Below are 1971 nucleotides of genomic sequence, written 5' to 3'. Positions count from 1 at the left end.
TGAAGAGCCAGAATTTGCCCATCGTGGTCATCGACCAGAACCGCCGACGGATCGAGGCGTTGCGTGAACGCGGCGTGCCGGCAGTCTACGGGGACGCGACGACACCGGGCGTTCTGGAAGCCGCCGGCACCCGGTGGGCACGGCTGATCGTGGTCGCCACGCCCGAGGGCTACCAGACGCGGCGCGTTCTCGATCTTGCGCGTCAGATCAACCCCGGCATCGATACGGCAGTGCGGACCCACAGCGAGGCCGAGGTCGCCCATCTGGAGAGGCAGGGCGTGGGCGTGGCGATCATGGGGGAGCGCGAGCTCGCCTTCGGGCTGATGGACTACGCCCTGCGCAGCCTCGGAACCGCGGACGACAGGACGCGGCGTGTGGTCCAGGGGGTTCGGGTCGCGGGCGAGGGTGGCGTCTACGAGCGGCGACACGGCGAGCCCTCGCGGGGCGCGCCGGAACTGCGCCAGCACCGTGGCGAGGCCCCGCCGCCCGATTAACGTACACGCCCCGCAGTGGCCCGGCGAAATACAAAATCTGCTATGGCCGCACTCAGGCAAAAAAATGCAGACCCTGATGCCTTTCAATAACTGCAACCACAAACACCACGTCCATCAATTAGCAAAATGTTCCATAAAGAAATAGTCCGCACACCAGGATTTCTACAGCCAGATCATTTGATCAGCGCCGTCAGTGCGCTGCTGAATTTTCAGAATTCCGATATATATAAGTAAGGAACATAGGGCTATGTGGGAGGTTGGCATGCCGTTACGCCCTGAGTATACCCTGCACCAATCCGACTTGGCCGAGTTCCTGTCCGCCCCGCTCTGGGAGGAGAAGAACGGAAGCCCTCTCAGCGTCCTCTCGGCGCTGGCACGGCTCGACATCGATCCCTGGGCTGAAGCGGCCCGCTTGGCGACGCTGCCGAGAGACGCCGCGGCATCGGCGCTCGCCGTCATCCTCCGCCGGCTTCCCGAGCAACAGCCCGAAACCCCGGATACCGTCACGACCGCGGATCGTCTGGTAAGGCTCTTGCCGGTAGGAGGATCTGCTACAGCCATAAATAGTGCAACCGCCGGCCGAAGCCGCCGCACGGGCAGCATCGGCCCTTGGCTTCTCCTCGTGCTCACGGCGATGCTCGTCGCCTGGGCGATGAACGGGTTCTGGTCCTGACCGCCCGCAGGGACGCCGGGCGGCGATGCGGACTTACTTCTCCAGAACATAGGCGCCGGGGGCCTGCGCATCGTCGAGCAGCGGGTCCGTGAACGGCTGAGCGTCCTGTCTCGCTCACGCATGGCGCCGGTGCTGACCATCCGGAGCAACCTCCTTTACAGTTCCTTCAGGAACACCCTGCCAGCCAAGCCGGTAGCGGTTTCGTCCCCCAAGGACGCGTCGACAACGAGGGAGCAGCGTCGCCGGCATCAGCCGCTCATGCGCGCCGCCATCTATTCTCGCTTCTCCTCCGACTTGCAGCGCGAGGAATCCCTCGCGGACCAGACCCGCGCCTGCCTGGACCTGATCGAACGCCGCGGCTGGACGCTGGTCGCCACTTATGGGGACGCGGCGATCAGCGGCGCCAAGCGCGACCGTCCCGAGCTGCAGCGCCTGCTCGCCGACGCCAAGGCCGGCCGCTTCGATGTGCTGGTGCTGCGCTCGCTCGACCGCCTGAGCCGTGACCTCGAGGACAGTGCCGGCTTCCACAAGCGCCTCAAGTTCGCACGGGTGAAGATCGTCACGCTGAACGACGGTGAGATCGGCGACCTGCACGTCGGCATCCGCGGCACGATCAGCGCCGCCTACCTGAGCGACCTGGCCGAGAACACGCGGCAAGGACTGCTGGGCAAAGTGGAGAGCGGGCGGTCGGCGGGCGGGCGCAGCTTCGGCTACCGCGCGGTGTGTCAGCGCCGGATGAATACTCCTCAAAAGGGGCGGCTGAAATTTCCCCAGGCTGACGCAACGGCACGGCCCCGGGGCGTA

The 1971-nt window shown here is 65.6% G+C and carries 3 protein-coding genes; all 3 read left to right on the top strand.

All coding sequences use genetic code 11. The annotated features are described in order from the left end of the window. Positions 1–494, top strand: a 494-nt coding sequence (locus TSO221_RS33375; protein WP_199229738.1) for an NAD-binding protein, incomplete at its 5' end; no start/stop codon positions are given. A gap of 301 nt (positions 495–795) precedes the next feature. Further along, positions 796–1167, top strand: coding sequence for a hypothetical protein (locus TSO221_RS33370; RefSeq protein ID WP_146208990.1), 372 nt, complete (start codon positions 796–798; stop codon positions 1165–1167). Between the two features lie 120 nt (positions 1168–1287). Then, positions 1288–1971 (top strand): recombinase family protein (locus tag TSO221_RS33365; protein WP_146208989.1); only part of this gene is annotated, 684 nt, incomplete at its 3' end.

Origin of the sequence: Azospirillum sp. TSO22-1, assembly GCF_003116015.1 — a bacterium.
Classification (GTDB): Bacteria; Pseudomonadota; Alphaproteobacteria; order Azospirillales; family Azospirillaceae; genus Azospirillum.
This window is presented reverse-complemented; position numbering and strand designations above follow the sequence as displayed.